At 63.8% G+C, this 25,755-nt stretch carries 19 protein-coding genes; 6 read left to right on the top strand and 13 right to left on the bottom strand.

Translation table 11 applies throughout. From position 1 onward, the window contains the following. The first annotated feature begins 27 nt into the window (after window positions 1-27). Entirely contained in the window at window positions 28-708 is a 681-nt protein-coding gene (gene deoC, locus AC4D12_RS11965) for a deoxyribose-phosphate aldolase (RefSeq protein WP_490950164.1), read from the top strand. 57 nt (window positions 709-765) lie between these two features. Next, window positions 766-1,095, top strand: a complete 330-nt coding sequence (locus tag AC4D12_RS11970) for a hypothetical protein (protein ID WP_490950165.1) — start codon at window positions 766-768, stop codon at window positions 1,093-1,095. Window positions 1,096-1,198: 103 nt separating this feature from the next. On the opposite strand, the gene mfd is transcribed toward AC4D12_RS11970, so the two are convergent. After that, a complete protein-coding gene (mfd, locus tag AC4D12_RS11975; protein ID WP_490950166.1) occupies window positions 1,199-4,801 on the bottom strand; it encodes a transcription-repair coupling factor in 3,603 nt (1,200 codons plus the stop codon). Between the two features lie 318 nt (window positions 4,802-5,119). On the opposite strand from mfd, the gene AC4D12_RS11980 reads away from it, so the two are divergent. The 3 genes from AC4D12_RS11980 (at window position 5,120) to AC4D12_RS11990 (ending at window position 7,608) form a co-directional block, all read left to right on the top strand. Then, window positions 5,120-5,617 carry a DUF2505 domain-containing protein gene (locus tag AC4D12_RS11980; RefSeq protein ID WP_490950167.1) on the top strand — a complete coding sequence of 166 codons (498 nt, stop codon included), beginning with the start codon at window positions 5,120-5,122 and terminating at the stop codon, window positions 5,615-5,617. A gap of 79 nt (window positions 5,618-5,696) precedes the next feature. Next, window positions 5,697-5,918 carry an SCO4848 family membrane protein gene (locus tag AC4D12_RS11985; RefSeq protein ID WP_490950168.1) on the top strand — a complete coding sequence of 74 codons (222 nt, stop codon included), beginning with the start codon at window positions 5,697-5,699 and terminating at the stop codon, window positions 5,916-5,918. A gap of 97 nt (window positions 5,919-6,015) precedes the next feature. Beyond that, entirely contained in the window at window positions 6,016-7,608 is a 1,593-nt protein-coding gene (locus AC4D12_RS11990) for a sensor histidine kinase (protein WP_490950169.1), read from the top strand. 114 nt (window positions 7,609-7,722) lie between these two features. Here the strand turns inward: AC4D12_RS11990 and sufU are convergent, their stop codons facing one another. From sufU to AC4D12_RS12010, 4 genes are all read right to left on the bottom strand, one after another. Continuing rightward, window positions 7,723-8,175, bottom strand: coding sequence for a Fe-S cluster assembly sulfur transfer protein SufU (gene sufU / locus AC4D12_RS11995; protein WP_490950170.1), 453 nt, complete (start codon window positions 8,173-8,175; stop codon window positions 7,723-7,725). Then, a complete protein-coding gene (locus AC4D12_RS12000; RefSeq protein WP_490950171.1) occupies window positions 8,176-9,504 on the bottom strand; it encodes an aminotransferase class V-fold PLP-dependent enzyme in 1,329 nt (442 codons plus the stop codon). 113 nt (window positions 9,505-9,617) lie between these two features. Then, the gene (locus AC4D12_RS12005; protein ID WP_490950172.1) at window positions 9,618-10,361 is read right to left on the bottom strand and encodes a CDP-alcohol phosphatidyltransferase family protein; all 744 of its coding nucleotides are present in this window, start codon (window positions 10,359-10,361) and stop codon (window positions 9,618-9,620) included. Between the two features lie 34 nt (window positions 10,362-10,395). Then, window positions 10,396-12,402 (bottom strand): right-handed parallel beta-helix repeat-containing protein, encoded by a 2,007-nt coding sequence (locus AC4D12_RS12010; protein WP_490950173.1) that lies wholly within the window; start codon window positions 12,400-12,402, stop codon window positions 10,396-10,398. A 354-nt stretch (window positions 12,403-12,756) separates the two neighbouring features. Here AC4D12_RS12010 and AC4D12_RS12015 point away from each other — a divergent pair, with 354 nt between their 5' ends. Continuing rightward, window positions 12,757-13,905: a glycosyltransferase family 4 protein gene (locus AC4D12_RS12015; protein ID WP_490950639.1), complete on the top strand. Its 1,149-nt coding sequence runs from the start codon at window positions 12,757-12,759 to the stop codon at window positions 13,903-13,905. Here AC4D12_RS12015 and AC4D12_RS12020 read toward each other — a convergent pair. The 8 genes from AC4D12_RS12020 to AC4D12_RS12055 form a co-directional block, all read right to left on the bottom strand. Then, entirely contained in the window at window positions 13,902-15,389 is a 1,488-nt protein-coding gene (locus AC4D12_RS12020) for a glycerophosphodiester phosphodiesterase (protein ID WP_490950174.1), read from the bottom strand. The two genes, AC4D12_RS12015 and AC4D12_RS12020, sit on opposite strands and share 4 nt — an antisense overlap. Next, the gene (locus AC4D12_RS12025) at window positions 15,386-16,675 is read right to left on the bottom strand and encodes a glycosyltransferase (RefSeq protein ID WP_490950175.1); all 1,290 of its coding nucleotides are present in this window, start codon (window positions 16,673-16,675) and stop codon (window positions 15,386-15,388) included. Before AC4D12_RS12025 ends, AC4D12_RS12020 begins: the two co-directional genes overlap by 4 nt. Beyond that, window positions 16,675-20,160, bottom strand: coding sequence for a PKD domain-containing protein (locus tag AC4D12_RS12030; RefSeq protein WP_490950176.1), 3,486 nt, complete (start codon window positions 20,158-20,160; stop codon window positions 16,675-16,677). Before AC4D12_RS12030 ends, AC4D12_RS12025 begins: the two co-directional genes overlap by 1 nt. A gap of 110 nt (window positions 20,161-20,270) precedes the next feature. After that, window positions 20,271-21,584, bottom strand: a complete 1,314-nt coding sequence (locus tag AC4D12_RS12035) for an O-antigen ligase family protein (RefSeq protein ID WP_490950177.1) — start codon at window positions 21,582-21,584, stop codon at window positions 20,271-20,273. Further along, window positions 21,581-23,146 (bottom strand): Wzz/FepE/Etk N-terminal domain-containing protein, encoded by a 1,566-nt coding sequence (locus AC4D12_RS12040; RefSeq protein WP_490950178.1) that lies wholly within the window; start codon window positions 23,144-23,146, stop codon window positions 21,581-21,583. Before AC4D12_RS12040 ends, AC4D12_RS12035 begins: the two co-directional genes overlap by 4 nt. Before the next feature lie 14 nt (window positions 23,147-23,160). Beyond that, on the bottom strand, window positions 23,161-24,564 hold the full coding sequence (locus AC4D12_RS12045) for a hypothetical protein (RefSeq protein WP_490950179.1): 1,404 nt from the start codon (window positions 24,562-24,564) through the stop codon (window positions 23,161-23,163). Further along, window positions 24,483-25,253, bottom strand: a complete 771-nt coding sequence (locus AC4D12_RS12050) for a WecB/TagA/CpsF family glycosyltransferase (RefSeq protein ID WP_490950180.1) — start codon at window positions 25,251-25,253, stop codon at window positions 24,483-24,485. The genes AC4D12_RS12045 and AC4D12_RS12050 overlap by 82 nt, the downstream gene beginning before the upstream one ends. After that, a complete protein-coding gene (locus tag AC4D12_RS12055; protein ID WP_490950181.1) occupies window positions 25,250-25,720 on the bottom strand; it encodes an FAD synthase family protein in 471 nt (156 codons plus the stop codon). The genes AC4D12_RS12050 and AC4D12_RS12055 overlap by 4 nt, the downstream gene beginning before the upstream one ends. Window positions 25,721-25,755 lie beyond the last annotated feature (35 nt).

The raw sequence follows: 25,755 nt of genomic DNA on the forward strand, positions 1-25,755 counted from the left end.
GTCCGGGCTCATGGAAGGATGGTCCGCATGTCTACCGAAGCATCCCTCGCCTCCTACATCGACCACACCCTCCTCAAGCCCGAGGCAAGCCGTGAGCAGATCCTCACGGTGTGCCGCGAGGCCGTGGAGCACTCCTTCAAGTCCGTCTGCGTGAATCCCGTCTGGGTGAGCACCGTGCGCACCGCCGTCAAGGACACCGGCGTCCTCACCTGCTCGGTCATCGGCTTCCCGCTGGGCGCCTCCACCACGGAGGTCAAGGTCATCGAGGCACAGGGCGCCGTGGCGGATGGCGCCGACGAGATCGACATGGTGATCAACATCGCCGCCGCACGCGCGAATGACAGGGACGCGCTGGTGCTGGACATCCGCGCCGTCGCCGAAGCGGTGCACGCCCACGGTGCCGTGCTGAAGGTGATCATCGAGACCGCACTGCTCGACGACGCGCAGAAGGTGCTCGCCTGCGAGGCGGCCGTCGAGGCGGGAGCCGATTTCGTGAAGACCTCCACGGGTTTCAACGGTGGCGGGGCCACCGTCGAGGACATCGCGCTCATGCGCCGGACGGTGGGGCCGGACCTCGGGGTCAAGGCATCCGGCGGGGTTCGCACACTCGAGGACGCCCGCGCAATGATCGGCGCCGGTGCCACGCGTATCGGGGCGAGCTCGGGAGTCGCTATCGTTAGAGGTGAACAGGGCGCCTCGGGCTACTGATGCACAACCGGTAGGACCACCGACACGCCGATCGCAGGAACATGAAGGAGATCCCCGATGTCACACGAAGTCGGCGCCGCCCCCGACCGCGACAAGCACTCGAAGCCGGCTTCCGCGCCCGAACGGCAGCCCTCCCACGCCGGCAAGGGCCACCTCGTCGAGAACATCATCGTGTTCGCGATCATCTTCGGCGGTTTCTGCGCCGGGATCTACCTCCTGACCTGGTTCACGCCCCAGAACATCTGGCCCATGGGCGCGATCGTGGTCATCGCCTTCCTCGTCTTCTACATCCCGCAGGGCATCCTCGGCCGCGCCGACACCGGCTACGACCTGGCCGAGGGCAACAGCACGGACGAGAAGGAAGTCTCCACGACCGTCAGCTCGTAGCGGAGGCAGCCCGCCGCGCACCGCGCCCGGGCATCGTCCGCACAGCATCGAAGAGGCCGTCCCCGGTGGGGGCGGCCTCTTCGCGTCGGTGGGTCGGCCCGGCTCAGGGCGTGAAGACGGCGTCCAGCACGTTCTTCGCCCAGGTGAGCATCTCGGCGTCCACGAGGTCCCGGCCGCCGATCTTCGCGGTCTTCGGTTTGGGGACAAGCACCGCGTTCAAGGCCGGTTTGATCGCCGATCCCGGGTACATGCGCGTGAGCCGCATCTGCTTGGACTCCGGCAGGTCCGCCGGGGCGAACTTGATGAAGTTGCCCTGCAGGGCCACATCGGTGAGCCCGAGGGCGCGGGCAGCGACCCGGAAGCGCGCCACGGCGATGAGGTTCACCACCGCTGCCGGCGGCTCGCCGTAGCGGTCCTTGAGCTCGGCGACGACGGCGTCGATGGCCTCGTCGGTCACGGAGGAGGCGAGCTTGCGGTACGCCTCGAGGCGCAGCCGCTCCCCCGGCACGTATTCGTGCGGCAGGTGCGCGTTGATCGGGAGCTCGATCTTCATCTCGGCGGCCTTCTCCTCGGCCTCGCCACGGAAGTTCGCCACGGCCTCGCCGACGAGGCGGATGTAGAGGTCGAACCCGACACCCTGGATGTGGCCCGACTGCTCCCCGCCCAGCATGTTGCCCGCCCCGCGGATCTCGAGGTCCTTCAGGGCGAGCTGCATACCGGCGCCCAGTTCGTTGTGGGACGCGACGGCCTTGAGACGTTCGAGAGCCACCTCGCCGAGGGGCTTCTCCGACGGGTACAGGAAGTAGGCGTACGCCCGCTCACGCCCGCGACCCACACGGCCACGGAGCTGGTGCAGCTGTGAGAGACCGTAGGAATCCGCGCGGTCCACGATCAGCGTGTTCGCGTTGGAGATGTCGAGGCCCGTCTCGATGATCGTGGTGCACACGAGGACGTCGAACCGCTTCTCCCAGAAATCCACGATGATCTGCTCGAGCCGTGACTCCGTCATCTGCCCATGCGCCACCGCGACCCGCGCCTCGGGCACGAGCTCCTTGAGGTGCGCGGCCGTGCGGTCGATCGAGGACACGCGGTTGTGCACGAAGAACACCTGCCCCTCGCGCATGAGCTCACGGCGGATGGCGGCGGACGCCTGCTTGTCCGTGTACGGGCCCACGTAGGTGAGCACGGGGTGGCGCTCCTCGGGCGGCGTCGCCAGCGTCGAGGTCTCGCGGATACCCGTGAGGGACATCTCTAGCGTGCGCGGGATGGGCGTGGCGCTCATCGCGAGGACGTCCACGTTGGTGCGCATCTTCTTCAGCGCCTCCTTGTGCTCCACGCCGAACCGCTGCTCCTCGTCCACGATCACGAGCCCGAGGTCCTTGAAGGAGATCTCCTTCGACAGGAGCCGGTGCGTGCCGATCACGACGTCGACGGCGCCCGAGGTGAGCCCGTCCGCCGTCTCGCGCGATTCCTTCGCTGTCTGGAAGCGGGACAGGGCCTTCACGCGCACGGGGAAGCCGGAGAAGCGCTCGGAGAACGTCTCGAAGTGCTGCTGCACCAGCAGAGTGGTGGGCACGAGCACGGCCACCTGCTTGCCGTCCTGCACGGCCTTGAAGGCGGCACGGACCGCGATCTCGGTCTTGCCGTAGCCGACGTCGCCGGAGACGAGCCGGTCCATGGGGACCTCGCGCTCCATGTCCGCCTTGACCTCGTTGATGGTGGTCAGCTGGTCGGGGGTCTCCACGTAGGGGAACGCCTCCTCGAGCTCGCGCTGCCAGGGGGTGTCCGGCGCGAAGGCGTGTCCGCGGGAGGCCATGCGCGCCGAGTACAGGCGGATCAGCTCACCGGCGATCTCCTTGACGGCCTTCCGCGCCTGGTTCTTGGTCTTGCTCCAGTCGGAACCGCCCATCTTGCTCAGCGCGGGGGCATCACCGCCGACGTAGCGGGTCACCTGGTCCAGCTGGTCGGTCGGCACGAAGAGCCGGTCGCCGGGGGCGCCGCGCTTCGAGGGCGCGTACTCGAGCACGAGATACTCGCGGGTGGTCCGCGTGGGGCCCGCGCCGGTGGAGCGCTGCAGGAGTTCCACGAACTTCGCGACGCCGTGCTGCTCGTGGACGACGAAGTCGCCTTCCTTCAACTGCAGGGGGTCGACGGCGTTGCGGCGCCGTGACGGCATCTTCCGCATGTCCCGGGTGCCGGAGGCGCTCGTGCGTCCCAGCAGGTCCGCTTCGGTGAGCAGACCGATCTTCAGGCCGTCCACCACGAAACCTCGCCCCGCGCAGGCCGTGGTGATCTCGATGATGCCGGGCTGCGGCGGCTGCTCGAGCGAGTCCACGCGGCTCGTCGGGATGTCGTTGTCGTGGAACAGTTCCGCGAGTCGCTGCGCCGGACCGGGCCCCTCCGTGGCGACGACGACGCGCCACTGGTCCCGGACGCGGCCGCCGATGAACTCCATCATCTCCGCGACGTCGCCCTGGTAGCCGCGCGGCTCACGGGCGCGCACGGTGAAGCTGTCGACGTCCGCGAGCTCCTCGTCCGCACCGAAACTGGTGATGCCCCACCACGCCACCGAGTTGGCGAGCGCCGTGGAGCGGGTGTCGGTGAGCGAGCGGAAGCTGGCCTCCTGCAAGTCCGTGCCCAGGGCGCCGCCGAGGTCGAGCGGCGCCGCGCCGCCCTCGGACGCCGTCGACCACGCAGCCGCGAGGAACTCCTCGTTGGTGGCCGCGAGGTCGTGGGCGCGCGCCCTGACCTTCTCCGGCTCGATGACGACTGCGATCGACCCCGGTGGCAGCTCGCCGGCGAACGGCACCATGGCGTCGACGAGCACGGGGGCGAGCGATTCCATGCCCTCGACCGCGATCCCGCCAGCGATCTTCTCCAGCATGGACGCCGCGGCAGGGAGGTCCGCCCGCAGCTTCGCGGCCCGCGACATCACCGACGGGGTGATGAGGATCTCCCGGCAGGGAGGCGCGTACAGCGCCACCGGCGGCTCACCGGTGGTGAGCGAGCGCTGGTCGGCGACGGCGAACCAGCGCATCTGGTCCACCTCGTCGCCGAAGAAGTCGACGCGGACTGGGTGGTCCTCCGTGGGCGGGAAGACGTCGATGATCCCGCCGCGCACGGCGAACTCACCGCGGTGCGTCACCATGTCGACGCGGGCGTAGGCGGCGTCCGCGAGCGCGGTGACGACGTCAGTGAAGGCGACTTCGTCGCCGACCGTGAGCGTGACCGGCTCGAGGTCGCCGAGGCCCGCGACCAGTGGCTGCACCACGGCGCGGATGGGAGCCGTGATGACCTTGACCGGGTTGCCCTCGGGATGGGCGAGCCGGCGGAGCACCGAGAGCCGGCGGCCCACGGTGTCGGAGCGCGGCGACAGGCGCTCGTGGGGCAGCGTCTCCCAGCTCGGGAACTCCTCGATGGCGCTGTCCGGGAGGTAGCTCCGCAGCGCCGTCGCGAGGTCCTCGGCCTCACGTCCGGTGGCCGTGATCGCGAGCACCACCGGCGTGGCTTCCCCGCCGTCGGACCCGGAGGAGGATCCCTGGGCGAGGCCGTCCACCATCTCGGCGATCAGCGGCGCACGCAGACCGGCCGGCGCGCCGATCTGCAGGTCGGCACTCCTGTCCTCCACCGGGCGCGACGCGTTGGTGCGCACGCGCGCGAAGGAGGCGTCGTCCGCCAGCGCGGTGCGCAATCCGTTCAGGCTCATGGTGCGGTACTCCTCAGGCGTGGATTGCCGCTGCCCGGGATCACCGGGGCGGCGCAGACAGCACGAAAGCCCGGAAAGGGCGAAGCTCTTCCGGGGAGAATTCCACAGTACCAAGGCGGCCTGACGCTTTCGCCGCCGTCGTGGGGCTTGCCCGAGCCATCGATGATCGGGCGTGACGGTCCGCCCCGCTCATCCCGTCCCGACGGCCGTCCGACCCGCCTGCACCCCACCGGTCCGCGCCACCACCACGCCGTAGGATGGCCGGGAGAACCAGCCCCCGCCCGACGGCGTGGCAGCCCCTACGCACCTGGAGACACCATGGCCCTGAACGCTTCCACCACGCTCCCCTTCGACGCACCGACCGTGCTCGGCGTCTTCACGGACGAGGGTTTCGTCCGCCACATGAGTGAGTACGTGGGCGGCACCCTGGAATCACTGACGGTCGACGGCGACACCGCCGGCGCGTTCACCCTCACCGCCGTGCGCACCATGCCCACCGATCGGCTGCCCGACATGGCACGGAAGTTCGTCGGCGAGACCCTCTCCGTCACGCAGGTCGAGCACTGGAGCGCGCCGGACGCGGACGGCTCACGGCAGGCCGACCTCAGCATGTCCGTCGCCAACGTGCCGCTGTCCGTGACCGCGGTGCAGCGGCTCGTCGCGCAGGGGACGGAGACCGTCGTCGACCTGCAGGGCACCGTCTCGTCCTCGATCCCGTTCCTCGGCGGCAAGATCGCCGGGGCCGCCGAGCCGATGATCGGCAAGGCCCTGAACGTCCAGGCCGTCGAGGCCCGGAAGTGGCTCGAGAGCCGCTGACAACGCAGGCGGTCGTGTCGGCAGACCCGCCCGCCGCTCCCTGAACTCCACCGACCCGCTGACGTCCGAAAGGGACACGATGCAGCTCCCCACACCCCTCGCCCTCATCCTGATCCTCGCCGGGGTCTGGACCCTGATCGTCTGGCCGCCGTTCCTGAAGCGCATCCTCAAGGACCCTCGCGCCCGTGACGCGAACGGCGCCGCCACCCGCTTCCTCACGGTCCACATCATGCTGATCTCCACGTCGATGATCCTCGGGGCGGCCACCGCCGTGATCGGCGTCCGCACGCTGCTCGCGTAGCGGGGCGGACGGCGCACCGATGCTCCACGACGGGCCATCCCTGTCCGCCCTCGTCGATCCCGCGGCCAGGCCACGGCGGACGAGGGGTCGGCGGCGCGTGCTCCTCAGCGAACTCGCGCTGACCATCACCTTCACCCTGACGACGGCGCTCGTCCTCGCCGACAGGCGGGACCTCGCCTCGGTGGAGCTGTTCCTCGTGGGCTGGGCCCTCCACGTCCTGGTGCTCGTCCTGTGCTTCTGCCTGCCGTGGTCGGCCATCGGGACACGCTGGGTCCTGCTCGTTCCCCTCGTCGACTTCGTGGCGATCGGCATCTCGCGCGCAGCAGCCGGGGAGAGCCTCAGCGGGATCGGGCTGCTCGCCGCGTTCCCCGTGGTCTGGATCGCGGCGTCGAGGATCCGGACGAGCACCGCGATCATCATCACCATCCTGGCCTCCCTCGCCATCATCGCGCTGCCCTTCGCCGTCGGCACCGAGGAGATGACGATCGACGCCCTCGTGGATCCCATCCTGCTGCCGATCATGCTGACGGGCCTCGCGGGCTTCGTCAGTGCGCTCACGAAGGAGAACCGGCGGCGGCAGGAGGCGCTCCGGGCGTCCCAGGCGGCGCTGCAGGAGAGCGCGGACGCCGGCCGGTCCCGCGAACGCCTGCTCGGGACCGTGCTCGAGGCCCTCGGTGTCGGGTTGCTCGCCGTCGACGCCCAGGGCAACGACATCCTCATGAACGCACGGCAGCGGGAGGCCCACGCAGCCGCCGCGCCCGCGGGGAACGACGATCCCACGGAGGCCGACCTGCTGATCTTCGGGCCCGACCGCGTGACTCCCGTGCCCGTGGAGCAGCGGCCCGTGCGGCGGGCAATCCGCGGGGAGCAGCTCGAGGCCGAGCAGGTGTGGGTGGGCGCCGGCCGGTCCCAGCGGGCCCTCAGCATCTCCTCGCACGCGATGACGGACGACGACGGCGCGTTCGCGGGCACGATCGTCTCCTTCAACGACGTCACCGAACTGGTCCTCGCGCTGCAGGCCAAGGACGACTTCCTGTCCAACGTGTCCCACGAGTTCAGGACGCCGCTCACGGCCATCCTCGGCTACCTGGACCTGACCCTCGAACGGGCCGACGCGCTCCCGGACGGCGTACCCGGCCACCTCGAGGTGGCACGGCGGAACGCCCTGAGGCTCGAACAGCTCGTGGAGGACCTGCTCGCGATCAACGCCGGCACCTTCGAGGTCAACCCGGTACCCGCCGACGTCGGCAGGATCCTCACCGACGCCGCCTCCTCCGCCCAGGTCCGAGCGGACCGCGCCGGTGTCGTTCTCCGCAACGAGGCTCCGGCGTCGCTCCAGGCCGTGGCGGATCCGGTACGGCTCGCGCAGGCGGTCGACAACCTGCTGAGCAACGCGATCAAGTACAACCGCAGGGGCGGCAGCATCACCCTGCACGCCTCGGTCGACGAGGCCGAGCTGACCATCGAGGTCGCCGACACGGGGATCGGCATCGAGGCCGACGAGCTGCACCAGGTGTTCGACCGGTTCTTCCGGTCACCGTCCCTGCGGGCCACCGCCGTACCGGGCGTCGGTCTCGGTCTGCTCATCACCCGCAGCATCGTGAGCGAGCACGGAGGAGTCATCACCGTGGTCAGCGACCCGGCGCGCGGCAGCCGGTTCACCCTGTCCATCCCGCAGCCTCAGCGGTGACGTCCACGGGCTGACCCCCGTCGCTGACGTTCCGTCGCATGAACGCGCGAACCATCTCGACCGGTCCGGCGCCCGACCGACCGGTCCCTGGGACGGGACGGGAGTATCGAACAGTCAGGCGTTCGCGGCGAGCAGTGACTCCTCGAGAGCGACCCAGGCGAGCATGGCGCACTTCACCCGCGCCGGGAAGCGGGACACCCCGGAGAACGCGGCGGCATCGCCGAGGACCTCCTCGTCCGCCTCGATGCGCCCGCGCGAGCGCATCACCTCGCGGAACGCGTCCACGAGGTTGATGGCGTCGTCGCGGGGCACGCCCGCCATCAGGTCGGTGAGCACGGAGGCCGAGGCCATCGAGATGGCACACCCGTCGCCCTGCCAGCTGACGGATTCCACGACGCCGTCGGTGACGGCCGAGCGCAGCGTGATCTCGTCGCCGCACACGGGATTCAACTGGTGGGACTCCCCCACCCGGCCCGCGCCGTCGTACTCCGCCAGGGGTGCGCCGTGGCGGGCCTTCGCGTGGTCGAGGATGATCTGCTGGTACAACTGCTCGAGGCCAGTGCTCATCTAGTGCGCTCCGAAGTAGGGGCGGACCTCGGCGACCGCGTCGAGGAACGCGTCCACCTCGTCCGTCGTCGTATACAGGTAGGTGCTCGCCCGGGTGCTCGCGGTGAGGCCGAGGCGGCGGTGCAGGGGTTGCGCGCAGTGGTGACCGACGCGGACGGCGATGCCCTTGTGGTCGAGGTACTGGCCGACGTCGTGCGCGTGGACGCCGAGGACGTCGAAGGCTGCGAGACCGGTGCGAGGGTGGCCCGCGGCGGGTCCGAGCAGTCGGATGCCGTCGATCGCGGCGAGACCCGTGGCGAGCCGCGCGCCGAGCTCGGACTCCCACGCCTCGATGCGCTCCATGCCCGTCTCCGCGAGGTAGTTTGCTGCGGCGCCGAGCGCCACGGCCTGCGAGATGCGCTGCGTGCCCGCCTCGAATCGGTTGGGCGACGGCAGGTACTCCGCGCGCTCCATGGTGACCATGGTGATCATCGAGCCGCCCGTGAGGAACGGGGGCATGGCGTTCAGCAACTCCCTGCGGCCGTACAGGGCGCCGATGCCCGTGGGGCCGAGCATCTTGTGGCCGGAGAAGACCAGGAAGTCGACGTCGAGAGCCTTGACGTCCACCGGCAGGTGCGGCACGGACTGGCAGGCGTCGAGGAGCGTGAGGGCGCCGACTTCCTGCGCGAGCCGCACGAGCTCCGCCACCGGGCTGATCGAGCCGAGCACGTTCGAGGCATGCGTGAAGGCCACGAGCTTCGTGTCCGGGGTGATGATGCGGGCGGCGTCGTCCATGCGCAGCGCGCCGTCGTCGTCGACCGGAATGAAGCGCAGTTCGGCGCCGGTCCGCGCGGCGAGCTCCTGCCACGGGATGAGGTTGGCGTGATGCTCGAGTTCCGTGACCACGATGCTGTCACCCGGGCCCACGGCGAAGCGGCGGGCTGCTTCTCCCCCGCGTCCGGCTGCCGCGTTGGACATCGCGTAGGCCACCAGGTTGATGCCCTCGGTCGCGTTGGACGTCCAGACGAGCTCGTCGGTCCTCGCGCCGATGAAGCGGGCGACCGCGGCACGGGCGTCCTCGTAGGCGTCGGTCGCGTCGACGGCGAGCGAGTGTGCGCCGCGGTGGACGGCAGCGTTCCGCTGCTCGTAGAACTCCTGCTCCGCCTCCATGACGCTCAGCGGGTTCTGGGAGGTGGCGCCGGAGTCGAGGTAGACGAGCGGTGCGCCATTGATGTCCGTCCCGAGGATGGGGAAGTCGTTCCGGATGCGCCGCACCTCGGCATCGGTGAGCCCGGCCCCTGCCCCCGGGGTGGAGTGCGTGAGTGTGACGGGCGTTTCGACCACGGGCACGTCGGTCTCCTCGGGTGGGTCGGTGCGCCTGACGGCAAATACGTCAGGATTGTCTGCGCTAATCCTCCCACCCGGTGGGTGACACGGCACCGCAGGGGAACCTAAGTGACCTGCTACGCGCGGAAGGCAGCAACTTCCCGATACCACTTCGGTAGCGCCATCGCGAGAAACAGCCCATTGGCCACCAGGAGCAGGGCGTAGACAGGAGCGAACAGAGCGGAGCCCCAAAGAACGAAGATCAGTGCCAAGATGCCGAACTCGGTGGGCAGCACTGCTAGGGAATAGATCAGCGATGAATGCCCATCACCCGCCAGCCGCATGGTTGCCGAGCCACGATTGAGCCGACGCAGCTGGTCGGTCAGCATGATGGTGAAGAAGAAGACCGTCGCGAGCACCTGATACACGACCGGAAGAAAAAGTACCTCGGGCACGAAATTCCCGGACGACCACCACCCGATGAGCACTACCAGATGAATCGCGCCCATCTTCACGGCGTCGACGACGTGGTCGAGCCACTCACCGGCGGGCGACCCCCCTCCGCGCAACCGGGCGAGTTGCCCGTCCGCGGAATCGAGCGCGTACCCCAGAACCAGAAAGAAGGACGCTGCTGCTCCGGTCCAGAAGCTCCATCCGCCCACGAGCAGGGACACGAAACCAGCCAGAGTGGACAGCGCACTAATGCCTGTGACCACGTTCGGAGACAGTCCAAGCAGGAACGCCGCCGCGGCGAACCTGCGTCCTAAAGGACGATTGATGAACCGTGCGTATGCCGACGCTCCTTTCGAGGTCTTCTGATGGCCTCGAAGCTCGGCGATTAGACTTCTGTAGTCGCGATCGGCCCTCCTATTGTCCGACATGCCGCACCGATCCTTCTTCCTATTTGCCAACCAGTCAGGTCAGGCTCCGCGTTGCCCAGTCTTCCACCAGCAGATTCAGTGGCGTGGTGGCCCGGCTGGAGAGTACGGACATCAAACCGACGCTTCCGGCGGTCTGCAAACCAGAGGTGGAATCACGAGCCTCGACCTGCCATGTGGCTCCCTCACCGCTTTCCACGTGCCACGCGCGCGCCTGGATCAGGGTCTCCCCCTGCAACGAGGGATTCACACGAACGCGTACTCCGAAGGCTTGACCCCCGGGCGGCAGCTTGAATTCCGAACTCAATGGCTGCTCAGAGCCCGAAGCGTCCGACGTGACTACCGAGATCCAGGTGCCTTCAGGCGCCACTCGTACTTTAGCTCGGTATTCCCCGACCTCTGGAACGGCCCGCCCAACGACGGAGACATACACGCCTCCGCCACTCGGCGCCGCTGAGGGAGTGAACTGGACCGTGGTCTCACTTCCTCCCACTTGGACTCCCGGAAGGTACGCCGCAGGCGCGCTCCCAGGCTTCTTCATCAACCACCTGCCCGTACCGGACGCTGTCCGGTAATAGTAATTGCCACCGTTCGCGCTCCAGTCGCCGCCCAGATCCGCGCGCCCTAGGCCCTCTTGTGCCCGGTCGAACGAGTCGCGCGCAACAAAGGGTCCGAGTTCGGGATTCGGCTTCGTCGGTGGCGTTACAGGCGGGAGCGGCGACGGCGCGGGAGGCCCTGGATCTGGCGCCACAACGGGCGGCGCCGGAGCCGGAGCCGACCCAATCTGCCCGAGTACGTCCAGGCCCTGCGCTTGCCACTGGGTGAACGTCATGGCGCCTTGGTTGAAAAATAGCTTCCGATCCTGCGGGGAATTGAGGACATACTTATTGCGGGCGAAAGTAACTTGCGCATCCGCGATCGACGTCGGATAGTTCGATGCCCTCACCACACCGGAAACAGCCGTATTCGGACTACGAAGATCGACGACGTTGTCGGTGATGTCAATATTCGACAAGCGATAGAGACCGAATGGCCCGGACCCCCGCGGACGAAGTTGGACACCGATACCGTTCAGGTTTCCGCTCAAAGTATTGCTGGAAACTGAGACATCCGAACTGGTATTAATGTTGATACCCGCGCCCGACATCAATCCAGTTCCCGAACCCCGCCCTTCATGAAGTCCATTATCTGTAACGTGATTCCCCTCGATTCGGCCGTTTCGGCTGATCTCGAAGCGCACGCCGTCTGCAAGATTCGCAGTGATCGTGTTGTTACGAATGATGACGTCGTCCGCGGCAACATCAGCCCAGACACCGACACCCCGATTTGCACTGAAGGTGTTGCCCTCGATGACCGAGGAAGAATATGTAATTTTCATACCGCCGGACTCCCAGTCAGCCACCCAGAAGCCGCGCGTGTTGTTCTCGGTCACAGTGTTACCGACGATCTTTGCGCCGTTCGATTGCCACTGCCCGACACCCAACTGACCATTGCGCGAGATCTGATTGCCCTCGATGGTCGCTCGCTCTCCGCGAGCCAACATTAGACCGATAGCATGATTCTGCGTGATGACGCAATTACGCACTAACCAGCCGGGTCCACTAACGACTACCGCTCCGGTCTGGGGTAAGTTGGCAAATCCCCTAACCGTCAGCCCGTCCAGAACTACTCCCGCCGCCCTCGATTCGATCGCGGTGCGCGTCCTCGCCAAGGCGTAGGAATCACCGGCCGTCCCTCCACCGATATAGAGCATGTTGCTCGAGTAGTCAGCGAAATACTCGTCCGAGCCCAGTGAATCGAGACTGGAGACAGGAGAGAGGGCGATCCCGTTTCGGAAGAGGATCTCCGCTTCGTTGCAAAGTGAGCTCCCGAGCACCTCGCACTGGCCGCTTGCCGTGTATCGTGCCGGCAGAGCACCAGAAACTTGCAATCGTCCACTCGCTCGGACCAGACCGGAGACCGGCCTCGTGCCCGACAAAACTGCGCCGGCGCCGCGCAAGGTCTGACCCGTCTTCGGCACAATGGTCGTCGTCACCTGGTGCACGCCGGCAGCCAGACAGACAACCGCATGGTCTGGTGCTCGTTGTACCGCAGCGGCTACATCCTCCCCCAGAGGCACGTTTCTTGTGCACGGATCGGCGGCATCAGCTTGCCCAACACCTGAGACGAATGTCGTAGGTAGGAGCGCGCAGGCGATTGCAAGGAGGAGGATACGATGCTTAAGAGGTCGCATTGGAGTCACTGATGACCTTCACGTAATGAGACCTTGAACAGAAACCGTGCACTGGGTTGCAGGATGCAACCTTAGCCACCCGCGGGCGACGCAATGAGGACAACCATAATGCGCATCCTAGTGATCCACAATTCCTACAGAAGCTCACAACCAAGTGGTGAGGACATGGTGGTAGCGCAAGAGGTCGAGCTGTTACGGAACGCCGGACACGAGGTCCTGACCCACTTCGCGCGGAGTGACGACATAGAGGGTATGACCCTGCGGAGGAAGGTGGAGGTGCCGTTCCGGCTGACCTGGTCGCCCACTGATCGACGTGCGGTGGCGGACCTGCTCGCCGAGCACGAGGTGCATGTCATACACCTGCACAATCCCTTTCCCTTGATCAGTGCCTCGATTCTGGCAGCCGCAAGGGACTTCGGCGTACCAGTGGTGATGACTCTCCACAATTACCGCCTGTTCTGTGCCGCAGGAACGCTTCTCCGTCATGGCGAGCCCTGCACCGATTGCCTCACTCGATCGGCAGCACCGTCCGTCATACACGGTTGCTATCGCGGGAGCAGGGTGGCAAGCGCCCCTCTCGCTGTATCGATCGATTACCACAGGATCCGAGGATCTTGGAAGGAAGGTGTGACGCGATTCATCGTGATGAGCGACTTCGCTCGCACATTGATGGGTCGGTACGGGATACCGGGGGAGAAGATATCGGTGAAGCCGCATTTCATCCCCCGACCGGTTGCGCGTGCTAATCACACTCTTACAGGTGGTCCATTCGCCCTCTTCCTTGGTCGTCTGTCCGAGGAGAAGGGTGCTGATCTTCTGATCAACGCGTGGAAACCGTCGATGGGCAAACTCGTCGTCGCTGGGTCCGGCCCACTTGAGGACCGAATCAGACAAGATGCAGAAGTGCTCGGTGATTCGGTGGAATTCGTTGGCGCGCTGACCCGTGAGGCTGCCATGGAACTACTTTCGCGGGCTCAATACCTGGTGAATCCGTCAAGCGCTTTCGAAACCTTCGGTCTCACCGTCGTGGAAGCATTTGCTCATGGAGTGCCAGTCATCGTTCCCGATCACGGTGTATTCAGTGAACTCGTGGAGCCAGAACGAACTGGACTCACTTTCACTCCGCGTGATGCAGCGTCACTAGCCCGAGCAATGCAACAAATGTCTGACGCGGACATGTGCAGGAAGTGGGGAGCCGAAGCGCAGGAATTGTACTTGCGTCGCTACACACCTGAGCAGAACATCGTCCAACTGGAAGCAATTTACGCATCCGCCGTCAAGGGAAGCGGACCATCGGCTGAGCCCGATCATTAGGCAGCAGGCATCCTTGCGCTACCGACTCTCAGGTCCACGGGTATGGGCGCCCCGTAGCTTTTGCATAGCCCAAGGTAACCACCTCGGTATGTCGAATCCCGCACCTCTATCGTTTCCCCATTGCCAACATGCTGCACGCTCAACGAGGTGGGCGAAACATTGACTCTAAGTTCAGTCCATGTCCCCTTGACTGGTGGAGGCACCTGGACTGACGCCAGGCGTATCGTGTTGTCCTTCTCGGCGCCTGCTGGAACCGGGTCCTTCCGGGACAAGGTCAACAGCCCGGCCGCACTGAGGAGAACGTCATAACCTCCTTCAGATCGGGGGATTGAAGCCCGGTACGGGAGATCAGATGCGAGCCCGAAGGCGACACCTGCGGAGTGCTCAGGCGACGGAACGGCGTATGGCCATCGTATCGATACCTCGAGATCGAGGTTCGCTCCATCAACGGGACAGAGCGAACCCTTCATGTAACCCGCATTCGCATCCATAGCGAAACGCACCGCCTCCTCATCCGGCAACAGAGTGGGCTGGTATTTGGGAGACAGAATCCATGGAAGATCGCCTGCAGGTCGCACTTCGGACGACGGGGGAAAAACAGAGATCGTAGGAGCGTCGGTAAATACATAGGGGAAGTTCGAGCACATGAGTCCTTGTACGCCAAGGCCTATGACTCGGTCGCGCATCCATCGGGTATGGATCTCCCAGCAAATCACTGGCTTGCCGCGACCAACCAAGTCCCTGATCTCGTCGTCGGTGGCTCCATGGTAGATCCCCAACACATCGAATTTATCGGCGTGCTTATCGAAGGCCCCGTCCTCGTTGCTGACGAAATAGCCCCATGTCTTGTACCCACGGTCGACTGCCTTGAGAACGTCTGGAGCACCGGCTGCTTGTTTCCAGATGAAACGATTCTTGGCATTCGGGAAGGTGTCGAGGAGGTCGAGTATACGATCCGCGTTTCCTCCTTGCTTGTCCTCAACAAGCACGATGATGCTGGGATCGATCATCCCGAGGACATCTGACAATCTCGGTATCGGCTGAGGTTGCGTCCCGCCCCCCGTCCAACTCCTGGAATCGTTTCGAAGAATGCTCAGACGAGCGAAGTCCTGCTGTGCGATCTCAAGTGCGACACCGGTCATGCGCTCGGTGTTCGTGTCGTGATGACACACCAAGACGCCGTCCTTCGTCGCGCACACCGAGATTTCGATCGCCTGTGCACCTGCTTCCGAGGAGCGCAGGTACGCCTCAGCGGTGTGCTCCGGCCAATTGTCTCCCGAACCCCGATGAGCGATGTGGAACCTGCTCTGCCCGATGAAGTCCGCCGCAGAAAGCGTGTTCGTTGCACCAGTAGTCGGCGTCATTACTGCGCTCTGACCCGAGGATCTTTCCCGGCCGCTTTGCTCTGAGCATCCGAGAAGAACGAGGGAGAGAATACTCATGCCGACAACCTCTCGGCGTCGAAGCTCGCGCTCGTTGCTCATTGGTGCTGTCCTTCTCTCAAGGCACTGTCAGCTCCGTCATGCTCCGGGCTGATTGACTCGTACCATCCGCTCACCAGGGCTGGGAGTCGCCGAGCGGACCATCGATCGCTCGGCTCGGTGTATTCGCTGATCGGGAAATTGTGGAGTTCCGCCGCGAGGCGAGCGGCAGTTCCGCTACCTGATCGGACGACACGGGAACCCGCCGACGCCACCTCCTGAGGCCCACCCAGGTCGAGGACTAGAGCGGGAAGGCCCAAAGAGGTGGCTTCAGCAACAGCCCAGCCTGATGAGTCGTGCATGGAAGGGAACAGGAGGACATCGGCTGAACGCATTTGATGGAGCACTTCGTCGCGTGGCATCTCGCCGTGTAGGCGCACCCTGTCATGTAATCCCCTCCGATCAATGTGCCGCTCAAGCCATTCGCGCTCCGGGCCCTCACCAAAATAATCGAGCTGCCAGTCGCCGTTGCACCTGTGCGCGACAGCTTCGAGGGCTAGCCTCGTCCCCTTCCAGGAAACAAGACGACCAACGAAGATTGCTCTACGCAAGCCGTTCTCAGGCGTAGATCGCAAAGCCTCGGTAGACGGCTGCCCCAGGGCTGCATTGGTCTCCACGACTATCCGCCCGTACCGCTCGAAACGGTGCTTCACATCGCTGTTGAGCCCGACGATAAGGTCTGCTCGCTTCGCCGCGTGATCGCCGAACATTCGCCGCAGCGCAGACCCCAGGACTCTCCGGGCCAGTTCCGACCCTGCTCCACGAAGGCCGAGTGTTGGATACATGCTCACCGGTGCGTGGGTGGCACCGCCCACCGGTCCCCACACGAGCGGGACCGAACGGGGCAGAGCGGTGAGAGCGCAAGGGAGCCAATCAGCTGCGAACGTGACGTGATGGGCAACGTCGAATGGATGCTGCGAATGCAGACGCTTGGCTTCGCGCCCTGCGAGACGCTGCCACATCGGGTAGTACCAGTACACGTCGCGATGATGCTTCTTCAGTCGGACCAACGGTTGAGGAAGATCGATGTATACCGGGTGCAACCACTTCCTGAGATCAACGTCGTCCGCGAGTTTCGCCGAGATACTCGCTCGGAACCTCTCCCTGGTGAGCACCCACACTTCGCATGTTTCGGCCGCTGCCTCGGCGAATGCCCAGCCTGCACCAGGTTCCGAACCTTGGCCCGGTCCACATGCGTAGGCTGACATGACGACCCGGCGTCTGGCCCCGCGGTCATGGGCGACGTCAGCACTCATGGTCCTTGCCCCTTCTTCTGCGTATCGGTCCATCACTGGCGTGGAGTCGTGGCCAGGAGATTCGACATCCTCACCCACACTGGAGCATTGGTCGCCGAGCCGGAAAGCTGCGCTCTCACCCCGACGAACCCCTTGGCCTGAAGCACCGGAGTGGTGTCGGTTGCAGCGACTTGCCAGTTGGCCGGCTCAGCCCCGCTTGCGGCCCACACCTTTGCCTTGAGATCTGTCCGCCCCTCTCCGCTGGCGAGCATCTTCAGCGTCAGGCGTTCACCAGGCGCCCCTGCCACCCCGGGAACGAGAGTTTCCTGAGTGAGATACACCTCCGATCCGTCGCTCGCCGATCGCGTGATCGCGATGTAGACACGGTTGGAGGAGAGGTACCGCAACTTTGCCCGGTACTCACCTTGTCCGTCGACCGACCGCCCAATCAGCGATACGTAGACACCGCCGCCGGTGGCTGCTTTGTCCAACATCAGATCGACGCTCGTTTCCGACTCCTTCATCACAACCTCGGGCAACGAGGCGCTGGGCGCGTTACCCGGAGCCAGCATCTTCAGGATGCCGAAGGTCGGCTCGACGGCATACCGAGTTGTTGATCCCGCTACCCGCCACGTACCACCGAGATTCGCGGTTCCGAGCCCTGAGGTCTGAGTGCGGTTGAACGAGTCCTGCACAAGAGGGGTCCCTGCAGGCAGTGCGGTAGTCACGGTCACGCTCCTGCGCTGTGACGCGGTGAGACCTCCTGCATCGATGACTCGAAGGTCGACATTGAAGGACCCATCAGTTGCAAAGGTGTGTCTGATAATCGGTCCGGTGTATTGCGTACCATCGCTGAGAACCCATTCGTATCGGCTGATTGCGCCGTCTGGATCCGTACTGGCGGACGCATCGAAGGAGCATACGGCGCCCGAGCAGTTGGAGCTGAATTCAGCTGTCGGTGCCTGGTTCTGCGGCGCCGTTATGGTGACCTGCTGGGACGAGACATGCGTCCGACCTTCGCTGTCCTTCACCTCCAGCCGCGTGTCGTAGACTCCAGCCGCTGCGTAGGTGTGCCGGACAACCGATCCCGAAGCCGACGCTCCATCGCCGAAGGACCAGAGGTAGGAGACAAGGGCGCCGTCGGGATCAGACGAGGTACTTCCGTCAAAGACACAGCCGACACCCTCGCAATTCGTGGTGAACTGCGATGTTGGTGCTGCGTTCGGCTTCCTCACCTCAACACTCTTCACACTCACGGACTGCGCGCCTCTGTCGTCAGTGACGGTGAGTAGCACTTTGTAGGTCCCACTATCCGTGAACGAGTGGGCGACTCGGCTCCCGGTCGACGTTTGACCGTCCCCGAACTCCCAGCGGTAGCTTGTCACGGTGCCGTCCGTATCGGTCGACGACGACGCGTCGAAAGTGCAATCCAGATTGCTACATGTCGAGCTGAAGGTCGCCTGTGGAGCCGTATTGCCCAATCCGAGCTGATAGTGCAGCGCCGCTTCGTACTTCGAAAGTGCAATCGGGTAAACCGCTACCTCGTCGATGAAGCCCTGAAGCGCTGCGCTTGAGGGTTGCCCTGGCCAGCCGCCGACATTGTCAGCTCCTACTCTCCAGAACCCGGAGTAGCTCTCGATGGCAGGGATGCTTGCCGAGCCCTGCAGGACGCCATCGACGTACAAGCTCATGCTTCCGGGCTGTACCGAGGTCATCACGTGGTGCCACGCGCCGTCGTTGAGCGGCTCATTCGATGACAGCAGCTGAGCAGAGCCTGTCCAGACACCGAAATTGATGATGCCGTCGTCGCGCATGTAGAGGTGGCGGTCGTAACTTGAACTCGCGGCCGACTGCTGGTTCCCGAAACCCAAGATGCGTCCTCCTCGAGTGCTCGTCGTCTTGACCCAGGCTTCAGTGGAAAATGTGGTCGGGTTCGATTGGGTGTTGCTGCTCGTAATCCTGCTGGAGTTCGAGGTCAGGCGGACTGCTGCGGACGTCGGTGAGATTCCAGTCTGCGCGGGATCGATTCCGCTGAATGTCCCTACGTTGGTTCCCACCGCATCGGCCGCTCCACTGCCACTCGTCTCATCGAGTTTCCAGTGCAACGCAGCTCCGTCCAACCGAACTGTGTCGGCGTAATTCGGAGTTGCATCCGAAACGGTCACATAGGGGGTCCAGTACGACACGGTGGATCCGGTGCCGTCGCTCGCCTCTACTCGATAGGCAACCTGCGAACCCGGCGCCAGCCCCTCTTCCTGGAATGTCACCGACGGTCGGTCCCAGAAGCGGGACGTGATCTCGCGGACCATCACCGGCTCCGCAATACCATTGCGATACAACCTGTAGGTGAGCTGTTCGTCATCGTCGTCGAGTGTGGTTCGGAAAGTGGTTTTTGCCACACCGCTTCGATCGCTGGTTGTCGTAGGGGTGAGAGGCCGGTCCGGATTGGTTTGAGGATCGGGGCCGAAGATACCTACTCCCTGCTGCTGCTTACCATTCACCGTGGTGAAGTCGCCCCCGACCCAGAGTTTGGTGCCGTCAGTGGCCATCGCAAAGGGGCCCACCCGGGTCGTTCCCCCGCCGTTCGTCGTTGGGTACCAGCCTCCGATCTTGCCGGTCTGAGTATCCTGCGCGAGCAACATGCGGTTCGGGCCCTCAGGGAAGGCACCGTCGGACGAGCAGTCATGTGCATGCGACCCCTTGAAAAGGGTGCCCCCGACGAGCGCAAGGGCCTCCGTCGCGCCAAGACAGTTGTTCTTCCAGCGCAAGGCACCGGTGGCGACGTCAGCCGAGAATGTGCCGTCAAAACAACCGCCACCGTCGCCAGCGGAAGCGACATAGATCGATTGATCGTCACTGATGATCTCTCTGACCCGGGCATCACAACCACTGGTCAAGGGCGGCATCGCTGAAGCTGCTGGGAACGACAGTGTGGCGCCGAGCATGTCGTCCACGAGGGCGATCGCCCGCTGTGGCTTGCCCCCTACATTCGAGAATGCGCCGCCGATGTAGACCGAGGATCGATCGGGTGAGACCTCGACAGCCCCGATGTCACCATCCACGGAAGGATTCCACGGCAGAAGAGCCCCGTTGTAGGTCACTGCGGCCGCTCGAAGCCGGGTTTCGCCATTCACTGCTCCGAACGACCCACCGAAGTACACCTTCTCGGCCGTCGCTCCGATAGCGGTTACCCGGTAGGCAACATTCGGGTTGAACGTGTGGTCGACAAGCATCGTGGTTGTGTTGATCGCAGCAAGGCGACGATGCGCCTTCCCACCCAAGGTCGTGAAATCGCCGCCGACGTACACACGAGAACCATCGGGCGAGGCTTCGAGTACGTAGACGCGACCGTTCGCTGCCGCGTCGAACGACGCGATCAGCGCTCCCGATGCCGCGTCGAACACTGCGAGATAGGCTCTCGCTACTTCGTTGGTGCCAGAGGGCACACTCGGCGGGCGTACTGAAGTGAATTCACCGCCGACGAATACTTTTCCATTCGCGTAGGCGAGCGATCGAACGGTTCCGTTCGTCTGCCACATCCCCGTTTCGGTAGCGGACAGAGGCGTCTGCCTCGCTTGTGCAGGTGCGCTGAGACCCGCGAGGAGGAAGAGTGCTAGCAACAACGGGACGATTGTCCTCAGGGATGATTTCACGGCTGGAACCGTTTCTGCGAGGGTGTGAATGCGTGAACAGCTGCATCACGTGAATGGGATTTTGCCGAGCAGATGGAAATTGCCATCAGCAGGAGCAGAGTGAGCGACGAGAAGTCGCTGAGGCCACTTTCATTGACCGAGGCGACCACAACGTACATCAGGAGAAAGACAGCGACAGCGCGAGCGAGCGGGTCAATGGTACGGAGGGCCGCAACTACAGCAATGACCAATGCTATGAATACGAGCATTACCCCAACCAGACCCACCTCCCAGTAGAGGCTGAGCCAGCTATTGTCGATCGGGACCCAAGCAATGTCTCCCTCACCGCGTCGAAGAGACACGCGTTTCTCCCCGAGGCCGTGACCCAGGAACAACTCGCCCGCATCGAGATCGGTGGCGATGATGTGCTGCCACACCGCCGTCCTGCCGCTCAGTCGACCGATAAGTTCGGGGTCTTGGCCTCGCACGAGCCACGCCAGGATGGTCGCGCTGAAAGGGAGAGCTACGACTGCGGCGCCAACCATGGCGAACAGGCCTTTCACCCCGAGGCGATGACGGGCGGTGACAAGGAAGGCGATCAGTAGACCGAGGGCCAGCGCAAGCGCGGCAGTCCGAGTCCTACTGAGCAGGAGAAGCGATAACCCAGTGGCCACGAGGGGAGCCATCTGCCACCATCGCAGTCGCCCGGCCAGGGCAAGGAGGACCGTCAGTCCGACAAGAACTGCCCCGATCTCGCCGACACGGGGCGGCATCATCGGAAGCAGGCCGCCTATCAGTCTCCCGCCCGCCGAGAATTGCTTCCCATCGAGCCACTGCCCGGATCCGTTGATAAAGCCGGCAAGGACAGTCAAAGCGAGAATGGCGAAAGCGAAAAGCCCTGCCCACACCAGTCGTTCGAACCGATCCTTGACCAGAGTCCAAAGCAAAAGAACGGTGAGTACGCCAGCGATGTATCGCACACCGCGGAGCACAGCACTCAGCCCATCCACCTGGGTGTACCCGACCAGAAGAAGGAACATGCCATACGTGACCAGGACTGCAGCGGCTGCGGGCATCGGTATCCGCGAGCGCGGTGGAACGAGAACGGCCAGCGCAATGAGACACGCGAGGACGATGATGCCCTTGAACTCCGCGCTGCTGTCCCTACCTCCCAGCGCATCCGCGGAACTCCACGGCTGCACGTTGATGAAGAGAATCGCCCAGATGACGCAAACAAGCAGCACTGGGACCAGACGGCGCTTCGTCGATGATGACCTCTGTCTGGAGGCCGGAGGGAAGCTGCGAGTTCGCGGATCCGCCATGGTGGTCATTTGGTCGCTAGCACATTCACGGACTCCGGGCGCGGAGACTGCCGCGGGCTGGGTCCAAACTGAGGTGCAAGACTAGCCGCAGTTTCAGGCGACTGGCGGCGGGATTTGGAATGGTGTCCACCCGGTCGACTTCCGATGTCCACGAGGACTGCACCATCGACCGCCACGCCGGCACTGGTGAGTCGCCTCACTGTGTGAGCGAGCGCAGAGACCTTGTCCTTACTCTTCCGAACGACCAACACTGCCGTTCCATTGAAGTCGCGGGGCAGGACGCTCTCATGAAAGCGCTCGTCGTCCGGGTGACCGGAGACAAGGACAACGAAGTCCGGGATGCCACGCAATCCGACGGACTGCAGAACCAACTCAGGCTCGACTCCCGAGAACGATGAGATCTGATCGCTGCTCGGAACTGAGGCGCCGAGCGTGACTTCCTTCGCGTTCTGAAGTTGAAGGTGAACGTGCTTCATCTCATCGGCCGCCGACGCGTCCAGAGCTACGACCAGGAAAGAGCGCCCCTGGGCACGCAATCCGTTCGCGATGAGCGCCAAAGCCGCTGCGATCCCGGCGTCGGATGCGACCGGACGGAGGAAGAGGTGCCTCGGAGAAGTGTGCTCGAACACCGAGTTCCTCAGGATGGAGCGGACAAACAGCTGTCCTGTTGCTTGCAACTCCTGGCCTGCCCTGACCTCGGCAACCGCGGAAACTCCGGTGCTCCTGATGATGTCACTGTCATCGAGGACACGATCACTCACCTGACGCCTGACCGCTGCAAGTGCTGCGCCGGCAGCGAGCCCGAGAAGCGTACCGATTCCGCCCAACTCGACGCCCGACAATGACGATGACGAGCTCCCCGCTGTCGCCGGTCGGAGCAATCCGCCCCCACCTTCGAAAGAGGCCGCTGCGGATTCCAGAGCGGCGACGGAGGCACTACTGGTACTGGCAAGACGCTCGAGTTCCTGTCGTCGTGTCAGCATGACCGACGCGTACGCATTGTTCCCGTCCTCGAGAGCAGCGTTGATAGGTGCGTCAAGTGCCACTGCTGCTTCAAGGTTTTGGGTAGCTACTTTCTGCGCTTGGTCTGCCAACCGCTGAAGTTCGTCCCGACCAACGCCGGCCCGATAGTCCAAGAACGCGGTCGCTACGGCATTCGCGTTACGCGCTGCAAGCTCGGCCGTCCGCCCCTCGGCACCTACAGAAAAACTGTTGTCCGTTGTCGGACTTGCAGAAGTGCTTGATTGAAGCAGGGTCGACTCTTCTCCCGTGAGCCCGAGCGCATTTGCGGCCTCGGCAGCAATAGAAGGACTGGAGATGATGCGCGCCTGCGTCTCAGCGGGAAGTTCCAGCCCCAAGGGTCCGGCCTTCGCAACTGCAGGATCGGTTCCTATATCTGCTGGTAGGGAGTAGTTGCCTGTGACGACCTCTGCTCTGGCGGTATACACCACCGGATCCACGCTCCCGTAGCCGACGCCGAGAGCACCGCCCAGCACTCCCATGACCACGATGGACTTCCAACGCGTTCGCAGTAGTTTTGTGATGCCACCCCAGATTGACCAGTCGTCCACAATGAATCCATTTCCTAAATTGCTGCTTCTGATTTCTCAGTGACAGACGAGTTATTGTTTGATGCGAACTTGGTTGAAGAGGAAGTTGAGATGTTCCTCTTCTGCTCGCTGGGAAGGCGCGGGATCGGCGTTCTTGTGTACAGGGCGACCCACATCAGAAGATTCAACGCTGCGGCGCAACTCATTGCCCACGCCGCAGTGACGGCGAGCGGACTCGTAGTCGAGATCAACACCGCTATAACGACAACCAGAGAAGTTGCTATTCTCAACCACATACTTTGCCTGGCCACGCGCATCGCCCGTAGAGCGACGACCGGACCTGTGTTGAACCCGTTGAGTACCTGTGTGAGACACAGCGGAATCAGAAGACCGACAGCTCCGGACCACGAACCACCTGCAAGGACGGCGACGGAATCAATCGGTGCGAGCGCTATCGTCGATCCCCAACCTAGGGCTCCAAGTCCAACAATCATGGAGAAGATGAGGACCAATCTGCTGAGCGCGCGTCGGCCAACCGCCATTGCTTTCGCAGCCTCGGGCACCGCAACCGCCCCGACTCCCTGCACCAGAACGTTCACCGGACCGAGCACAACGAGGACCAATCTGAACTCACCCGCAGCACTGAGCCCGAAAGCAACGGCGATAATGGTCGTGGTTGCCTGAAGCGACCCGCTGAGGAAGAGACCCTCTGTCAGGTATCGCGGCCACAGCTCACGGTGATCACGCAGCCACGTGGTGCAATCAGTGATTCGCGGGCGATATCGGCTGAGGCACAAGACGATCAGCCCGGTCAACGTAGCCGACACACCCCAGGCGAGAAGGAAGGCCGATGCTGAAGGTGCGGGGCTGAGGAGCACCCAGCCGAAAGAGGGAATGAGGAACAACCCCCAGAGCACGTCGTTCACGAAGGCGTGTTTCCCTCGACCCTGCGCGAAGAAGATGAACCTCAGAGCGTCTTGCAACAGCAGACCCGGCAAAATGATCCCGAGGATAAGGAAGAGACCGGACAACGACGATGGGAAGAGTGAGGACAACGCTGCAAGACATACGCCCAGACCCAAACCAAAGGCCAACACAGTTCCGAGGGCAGCTTCAGTATCGCTCTTGGAACGGCCCGTCCCGCTGAATCGCACCGCGAAAGGTTCTGTCACCAGAGCCCTGGAGGCCGCCAAGAGAGTGCAGAACGTAGCGAACACGAGGGCGTATGCCCCGAAGTCCGTGATGGACACCGAGCGTGCAATCAGGATTCCAACCCCGAAGTTGGTGAGGCTTGAAACAGCTTGGTCTGCCAAGCCCCAGCCCATTCGACGAGCGAAGCCGCTCGGAGCGATAGGACTCATAGCCGATCCACCAACCGTGGCGGTTTCGTCAGTGATCGGGCCAGGAAAATCGGGATATTGCGGCAGTATCGCCGCCACATTCGACGAGGTTCCTTTGCCAAGCGGAACGACCACTCGAGTCCGCTACGCTGCATCCAGCGCGGGGCCCGGGCTATTTTCCCGGCGTGCATATCGAACGCACCACCGACACCGATCAAAATTGCAGTGTTCAGCAACGGCCGATGGCTTGCCATCCACCGCTCCTGCTTCGGGGCTCCCAAACCAACCCACACGATATCTGCACCACTTGCGTTGATACGCTCCACCAGATCGCGATCCTCAACGTCGGAAAGCGGCCGAAACGGCGGGCTGTACTGGCCAGCAACCTTCATTGCAGGGAATTGCTGCCTCAATCGAGACACAAGACCGTCGTTGACGTCTTGCGAACCGCCCATGAAGTAGGAAGACCAACCCTTCTCAGACGCTTCGAGGAGAAGGCGCGGTAGGAGGTCGGGTCCGCATACCCTCTGCATCGCTGCGGCACCTGCGTAATGCCCCGCCCACACCAGGGGAACGCCATCCGGCAACGTGAGCGTCGACCCGTTGAAGACCTCACGCAGCTCCACGTCGACGCTGGCATGGAGCAGCGCGTTGACATCAGTGACGCACACATAGCCGCGCTCGCCGCTTTCGATGGCGCTGGAAATCCGGTGAACAGCGGTGGGCATGTCGACACAGCTCACTTCGACGCCGAGGACGGACACGCGTTGTATCGCGAGAGAAGTCATCGCTGCACCTCCAGCAACGGTTCGCCCGCTCCAGGTTGACCGAGGGATGTTGTCGATCGTTCGAGTGCAGCTCGAAGAAGCGAACTCGAAGTGTGGAGCGTGTACGGGAAGTACTCGACTGTCACGCCGTATGGCGCGAAGCGATTCTCCAGATCCAGGCCTTTTTTGGTGTTCCGCCAATCGTCGCCTTTGAAGAAGACGTTGAAACCGAGCGCCTTCCAGCTGTCAACCTTGTCCAGATGATGATCGCCGTAGACCTGATCGACAGTTCTGATGCCACCGACGATCCGAAGTCGCTCAGCAAGCGGGATCACTGGTGCTCTACCTTTGGTTATTTCGAGTACCTCGTCAGCCACGACACCCGCAATGAGGTAATCACATCGGGACCTCGCATTTTCCAGTAAATTCAAGTGACCGATGTGAAAAAGGTCGAAGGCGCCGGCGGCATAGCCGATTCGGATTCCCATTGATGATCCTTCTTTGAGTCCAAGGCTCTAATTGA

Source organism: Arthrobacter sp. TJ-266, from assembly GCF_058269115.1.

Bases quoted from the DNA above. Each gene is read 5' to 3' on its own strand.
- AC4D12_RS11985 (WP_490950168.1), top strand. From the start codon at position 5,697: ATGCAGCTCCCCACACCCCTCGCCCTCATCCTGATCCTCGCCGGGGTC.
- sufU (WP_490950170.1), bottom strand. From the start codon at position 8,175: ATGAGCACTGGCCTCGAGCAGTTGTACCAGCAGATCATCCTCGACCAC.
- AC4D12_RS12025 (WP_490950175.1), bottom strand. From the start codon at position 16,675: ATGGACCGATACGCAGAAGAAGGGGCAAGGACCATGAGTGCTGACGTC.
- AC4D12_RS12015 (WP_490950639.1), top strand. From the start codon at position 12,757: ATGGTGGTAGCGCAAGAGGTCGAGCTGTTACGGAACGCCGGACACGAG.
- AC4D12_RS11970 (WP_490950165.1), top strand. From the start codon at position 766: ATGTCACACGAAGTCGGCGCCGCCCCCGACCGCGACAAGCACTCGAAG.
- AC4D12_RS11980 (WP_490950167.1), top strand. From the start codon at position 5,120: ATGGCCCTGAACGCTTCCACCACGCTCCCCTTCGACGCACCGACCGTG.
- AC4D12_RS12005 (WP_490950172.1), bottom strand. From the start codon at position 10,361: ATGTCGGACAATAGGAGGGCCGATCGCGACTACAGAAGTCTAATCGCC.
- AC4D12_RS12050 (WP_490950180.1), bottom strand. From the start codon at position 25,253: ATGACTTCTCTCGCGATACAACGCGTGTCCGTCCTCGGCGTCGAAGTG.
- AC4D12_RS12055 (WP_490950181.1), bottom strand. From the start codon at position 25,720: ATGGGAATCCGAATCGGCTATGCCGCCGGCGCCTTCGACCTTTTTCAC.
- AC4D12_RS12030 (WP_490950176.1), bottom strand. From the start codon at position 20,160: ATGTGGCAGACGAACGGAACCGTTCGATCGCTCGCCTACGCGAATGGA.
- AC4D12_RS12035 (WP_490950177.1), bottom strand. From the start codon at position 21,584: ATGACCACCATGGCGGATCCGCGAACTCGCAGCTTCCCTCCGGCCTCC.
- AC4D12_RS12020 (WP_490950174.1), bottom strand. From the start codon at position 15,389: ATGAGCAACGAGCGCGAGCTTCGACGCCGAGAGGTTGTCGGCATGAGT.
- mfd (WP_490950166.1), bottom strand. From the start codon at position 4,801: ATGAGCCTGAACGGATTGCGCACCGCGCTGGCGGACGACGCCTCCTTC.
- deoC (WP_490950164.1), top strand. From the start codon at position 28: ATGTCTACCGAAGCATCCCTCGCCTCCTACATCGACCACACCCTCCTC.